The organism is Maribacter spongiae (assembly GCF_047345125.1).
GTDB lineage: Bacteria > Bacteroidota > Bacteroidia > Flavobacteriales > Flavobacteriaceae > Maribacter.
Genome location: NZ_JBLFEQ010000012.1, coordinates 1 through 5,558 on the forward strand (window position 1 = coordinate 1; position 5,558 = coordinate 5,558).

Sequence of the window (5,558 nt, forward strand, 5' to 3'; positions counted from 1 at the left end):
GTTCGCCGCAATGGCCGCCGCCTGGGCACCCGTTATCGTAGTAGGCTTGTTCAGTATGAAATCGTCGGCCGTCACGGTGGTCTGGTTCCAGTCCGATTGTACGTTCTGCTCCGCATCGGGGTCAGCTATGCTGGTCTGGTCGACCCATTGGGGGTTCCCCGAACCGTCCGTAGCCAGCACCTGGTCCGCACCGCCGTCCGCTATCTTGCCCACCGTTACCGCATCGTTCAATATCTTGCCCGTGGTAACCGCATCGTTCGCAAGTTCAGTTGTTCCTACCCCTCCTGATCTTACACTAAACTCCGTAGCTGTTAAATCTAGTCCTGTTCCCGCACTATATTGTGTATCAGTATCTATTATAGCAGCAATAGCAGCAAGTGAAACTGAAAATGTATTTAAATCACTATCAGTAATTACTAAACTATTTGTTACTGCATCTATAGTATAAGATGTTATAACAGTATTAGTGTCAGAAAGGGTGTCACTAAGATTGCTTAAGTCTACACTTAGACTACCTCCATTTTCAAGATCAAGGGTCAATAAATTGGTAGCATCATTAAAAGTAAAGCCTGTTAATTGTTGGTCATCTGATGATGTCAACTCCCAGGAATCTCCATCCCAAAAATAAATAGTACCTGTATTGGTGTTCACATACAGATCTCCAAGATCCGCACCTATAGGAGTAACCGCCCCCGGTGAGGAAACATCTGTACCTTGGAGCACCTCACAATTACATTGATCTTCTAAGGTAACCGTCGTTTGTGCAAATGTGAAACCTGATATCAATAAAAATATCACCAGAATTCTTTTATCCATGACTAAATTTTTATTTAAAATATTTTTTAGCGTTCTGCCTATTTTGTTGTAATTCCTTCTCAAAATCATTCTATTTTTTATCACTTTCTATTCCCATAAATCCATAGAAAATACTTCACAGGATAGTATTACTTCACAAAATTAACTTTAAGCCCTCCCTCAGGAAATAAATGTTGTGTAACTGTTAAATTGCACTGTATAGGTCTTAAAAAATGAGGTTTTGATTTTAATTTTTGCGAACTCTAGGGAAGTTCAGTTCATCGAGAAACGTACTAATCATGCTACTTTTCGGAATGCTGTAACGGCACTTATACTTAGAAATTCCTAATCAAAGAATGGGCATATATCCAATGAAGATTATCTGGAAATATGTAAGATATACGAGAAAAATATCAAGAAATCTTTAATTGATATTTGGAAACTTATCCAATGTTCAGGAGAATTTAGACATAGGTTTTTTTGGGCTTATTTCAACAAATCCCGATAAGTAGAAATAACGACCGGAAATTTAGTACTGAAGCCTATAATTTCAATTAACCGACGAAACCATGAAATTTCTTTAATGAATTTTAAAAAAACTCTAAATTTTATGCTTCATCATTACCATCCCGGACATTGAAAGCATCAGATCTGTCTTTAGATCGATAAAGATTTAAGGGGGGGGGGTAGAAGGGGCTATTATTCTAAAATAATGAATTCTGATCGTCTGTTCAGATCGTGTTTTGCAGCGGAACATTTTACACCATCGGCACATTCATTGATCAGCTTGGTCTCACCGTATCCCTCGCTTTTCAAACGGTTCTTGGATATCCCTTTTGAAATCATATAATTGACCGTAGATTCCGCTCTTTTTTGGGAAAGCCATAAATTATAGGCCGCTGGCCCCCTGCTATCCGTATGGGAATTGACCTTTATTTTTAAGCTCGGGTATTTTTCCATGGCGGCAATTACTTTTTCTACTTCAATTTCAGAATCTTTACGGATGTAATATTTATCAAAGTCAAAATAAATGGTACTCAATTGTAGTAATTTTGCCAAATCATCACCAAATCCTGCCGTAATTCTATCTCGTTCAAGATAAAAGTCGATAATTTTTGGTTTACCGTCCGAAACCCCTATATATTCTTCAAAAGGCGTGTACCCTTCCATTAACGCCCTTACAAAATTCCCTTGATTGCAATCCAGAACAAGGTTATAATTACCATCGGAATCGGTAATAACGGACAGCAAATCCTCGTTGCCCTCATCTATGACCTTAACCGTGGCTCCTACCAATACTTCATTGGAAATCTTGTCCCTAACCGTACCCGTAATTTGCTGTACGCATTCAAAAATCAAAGGTTTCGTTTCCACAAAACTATAGATATCGTCAAACCCCAGGCCTTCTTCCCTATTGGATGCCAAATACCCTTTTCTGGTCGCCTCATCAAAAATAAAAGTAAAATCATCGTTCTTACTATTGACAGGTTTTCCAACATTCATTATTTTTCCCGTAAAATCTTTTCTTTTGATTTTGGTGGCAAAAATATCCAAACCACCCAATCCCGGATGGCCATCGGAAGAAAAATACAGCTTTTCTTCTTTGGTCACATAGGGAAATGTCTCCCTTGCTTCTGTATTGATATTTGGCCCCAAATTTATTGGGGTACCAAAGGTACGGTCATCATTAATAGTGATCATGAAGATATCGGACCCTCCAAAAGTACCGGGCATATCCGATGCAAAATATAATGTTTTTTCATCCGGACTCAATGCGGGATGCGCCACTGAATATGTATCGTTATTAAAAGGAAGGTCCTCAATCTCGTCCCAAACCCCATCTATCATTTGGGCCCTGAAAATTTTTAACCGAATTACTCCTTTTTCATCTTTTTTGGATTTTCCATCTACGACATTGTTCCGTGTGAAATATATCGTTTGGCCGTCCTTGGTTACTATGGAGGTAGATTCATGCAATCTTGTGTTTATCTTATTACGTTTCTTTGATAGTTTATTTACTTGATCGGTCCGTCCTCCAGGTAAATTCCCTATTTCATTCTCATTGTTATCAACACCCGAGGTTGCGTATGTTCTTTTTCCTATTACATCTATTTTAACAACGCTGTTCATTGAAATGCTATCCGCATTTACGCGATATAGGTCCAAAAAATCCTTGGAGTTCCAGGTATGTCTATATCTTGCAAAATTTCCGGTATCCCTGTCCGAAGAAAAAATAAGTCCTTGTTTGTAATAGGAAGGGGCAAATTCTGAATATGGCGTATTATATTTAAACGGGGCAATGGTATATCTCCCGGAATTTTCTTTTATTTCCGCCATATAGTCTTTTTCACTTTTAAACGTAGATGCTCTACGGTCACCTGAGGTCATGGCCGTGAACTTGTTCATCACTTCTTCGGCACCTTCATAATCCCCTAGCGATTTAAGGGTTTGGGCATATTTAAAAAAGTCCTCCGGAGCAACATCATTGGAATAATCTGCAACTAATCTTTTATAGGTTTTTGCAGCCGCTGTATAATCGGCGTTGAAATAATAGGAGTTTCCCAACTTCTTTAATATATCTGCGGTTACATATCCTTTTTCAAGTACCCTTTTATAGATATCTATGGCCGGTTGGAATGAATATTCCTCATATTTTTCATTCCCCTTGTTGACCAATCTCTCCTGTCCCAAAACCAACATTGAACTGGATGTTATCAAAAAGAAAACCAATAACTGTACTTTTTTCATCATGGGTCCGTATATTAAAAGAAGCGTGGCGATACCAATCTTTGGAACGATTTCACTAATTCAAACCTTAGAAAAAACTCAAAGGAACCGTCATTAAACTGCGTACCTCCCAAATCTGTGGTTTCCCTGTCATAGGCAAGTCCCAGCATAAATTGATCGGAAATCTGAAAACCTACAAGTGCGCTAATTGCGGCATCCCACCGATAGGCAGCACCCAATGTAAATTTTTCATTGAACATAAAGTTTGCCGAGACATCTACTTGTAATGGTGCTCCACCGACCACTTTGGTCAATACGGCCGGTTTAAACTTTAGGTTACCATTTAAGTCAAAGACGTATCCTGTAATCAAATAAAAGTTAATTTTTTCCTTGGATAAAAATTGCACGGCATTGGCTTCCGTTTGGGAATTATCAAAGTGTTCTGTCTGCAATAGATTGGGTGCGGAAAGTCCGGCATAAAACCTTTCGGCATGATAATAGATTCCAAGGCCAAAATTCGGTGAGAATCTATTCTCGATATTATCCGAATTTACTGGTTCGGCATCAAAATTCCTAAGTTTATTAAAATCAAGATTAAGTAGATTACCTCCTGCCTTTAATCCAAAGGACAACTTACTTTCCCTTGAAACATCGATGGTGTATGATATGATTCCATCAAAATATGTTTCTTGTACAACTCCGTCCCCTATTTCATCGTTCACAATTGAAATACCATATCCCAATTTACTATTTCTTATAGGTGAATGCAGGTTCAATGTCTGAGATGTTGGTGCACCATCCAAACCTACCCATTGTGCACGATATAAGGCAGCAATACTCAACTGACCCCGAGATCCGGCATATGCAGGGTTCACGCTCATCGTATTGAACATATATTGTGTGTACTGTGCATCTTGTTGCGCATATAGGCTATTCAAAGAAATGAACAGCAGGAAAAAAAACACTGAAATTTTATTGCTAAGATTCATATGGTTGGATATTACCTACTGATGTAAAGATACTCACTATCAACTTTATTTTCTCCGTCCAGAGTTACATAATCAAAGATGTAGAAATAGATGCCCGAGGGCAAATAATCATCTACACTTAGCGTTGATCGGCCTCTTGACCGGCCGTCAAAAACATTGTTCTGATTATTGTAGTTCTCTCCTTCATAAACGGCTACTCCCCATCTATTAAAAATTTTCAATGTACTGTTTCTTATGATTTCGACGCCTCTAATAAAGAGGAAATCATTTTTACCATCTGCATTGGGGGTTACCATTTGATTTACTTCAATTCTAGCTATTGCAGGAGCTTCCACATCTATAGTGATGGTGGCCGTATCGCAATTGTCCATGGCATCGCAGACCGTGTACTCCAGGGTATCCGTGCCGTTAAAATCCAGATCCGGGGTATAGGTAACGGTATCGTCCGTGATGTCGTCCGGTGTTCCCCCGTCGTTCACGGTAATGGTGCCGTTGGAAGGATTGGTAAACGTGAGCGTGCCATCCGCAGGGATACCGGTGTCGTTGGACAGGATATCGATTTCCACGTCCGTATCGGCCGGAGTCGTGGCGGAATCGTCGACCACGTCCAACACGGAGGGTGTCCCTACCGTAATGGTAATGGTAGCCGTATCGCAATTGTCCATGGCATCGCAGACCGTGTACTCCAGGGTATCCGTGCCGTTAAAATCCAGATCTGGGGTATAGGTAACGGTATCGTCCGTGATGTCGTCCGGTGTTCCCCCGTCGTTCACGGTAATGGTGCCGTTGGAAGGATCGGTAAACGTCAATGTCCCATCCGCAGGGATACCGGTGTCGTTGGACAGGATATCGATTTCTATAGGGGTATTAATCGGTGTTGATACCGAATCATCCACGACATCTAATTCCGAAACATCGGGATCTAGGTAGTCCGGCGTACCGTCGCCGTCCGTATCGTCATCGGTGGGGTCACCGTCGCCGTCCGCATCCTCGTCCGGCGTGTCGATACCATCACCGTCATCGTCAAGGTCACGGTAGTTAACGTCC

At 40.7% G+C, this 5,558-nt stretch carries 4 protein-coding genes; all 4 read right to left on the reverse strand.

From position 1 onward, the window contains the following. Positions 1 to 816: hypothetical protein (locus ACKWB9_RS13935; RefSeq protein WP_414003635.1), on the reverse strand; the 816-nt coding region annotated here is incomplete at its 3' end. A 678-nt stretch (positions 817 to 1,494) separates the two neighbouring features. Then, entirely contained in the window at positions 1,495 to 3,546 is a 2,052-nt protein-coding gene (locus ACKWB9_RS13940) for an OmpA family protein (protein WP_414003636.1), read from the reverse strand. 11 nt (positions 3,547 to 3,557) lie between these two features. Next, positions 3,558 to 4,511 carry a PorP/SprF family type IX secretion system membrane protein gene (locus ACKWB9_RS13945; RefSeq protein ID WP_414003637.1) on the reverse strand — a complete coding sequence of 318 codons (954 nt, stop codon included), beginning with the start codon at positions 4,509 to 4,511 and terminating at the stop codon, positions 3,558 to 3,560. A gap of 11 nt (positions 4,512 to 4,522) precedes the next feature. Then, on the reverse strand, positions 4,523 to 5,558 hold a 1,036-nt coding region (locus tag ACKWB9_RS13950), incomplete at its 5' end, for an Ig-like domain-containing protein (protein ID WP_414003638.1).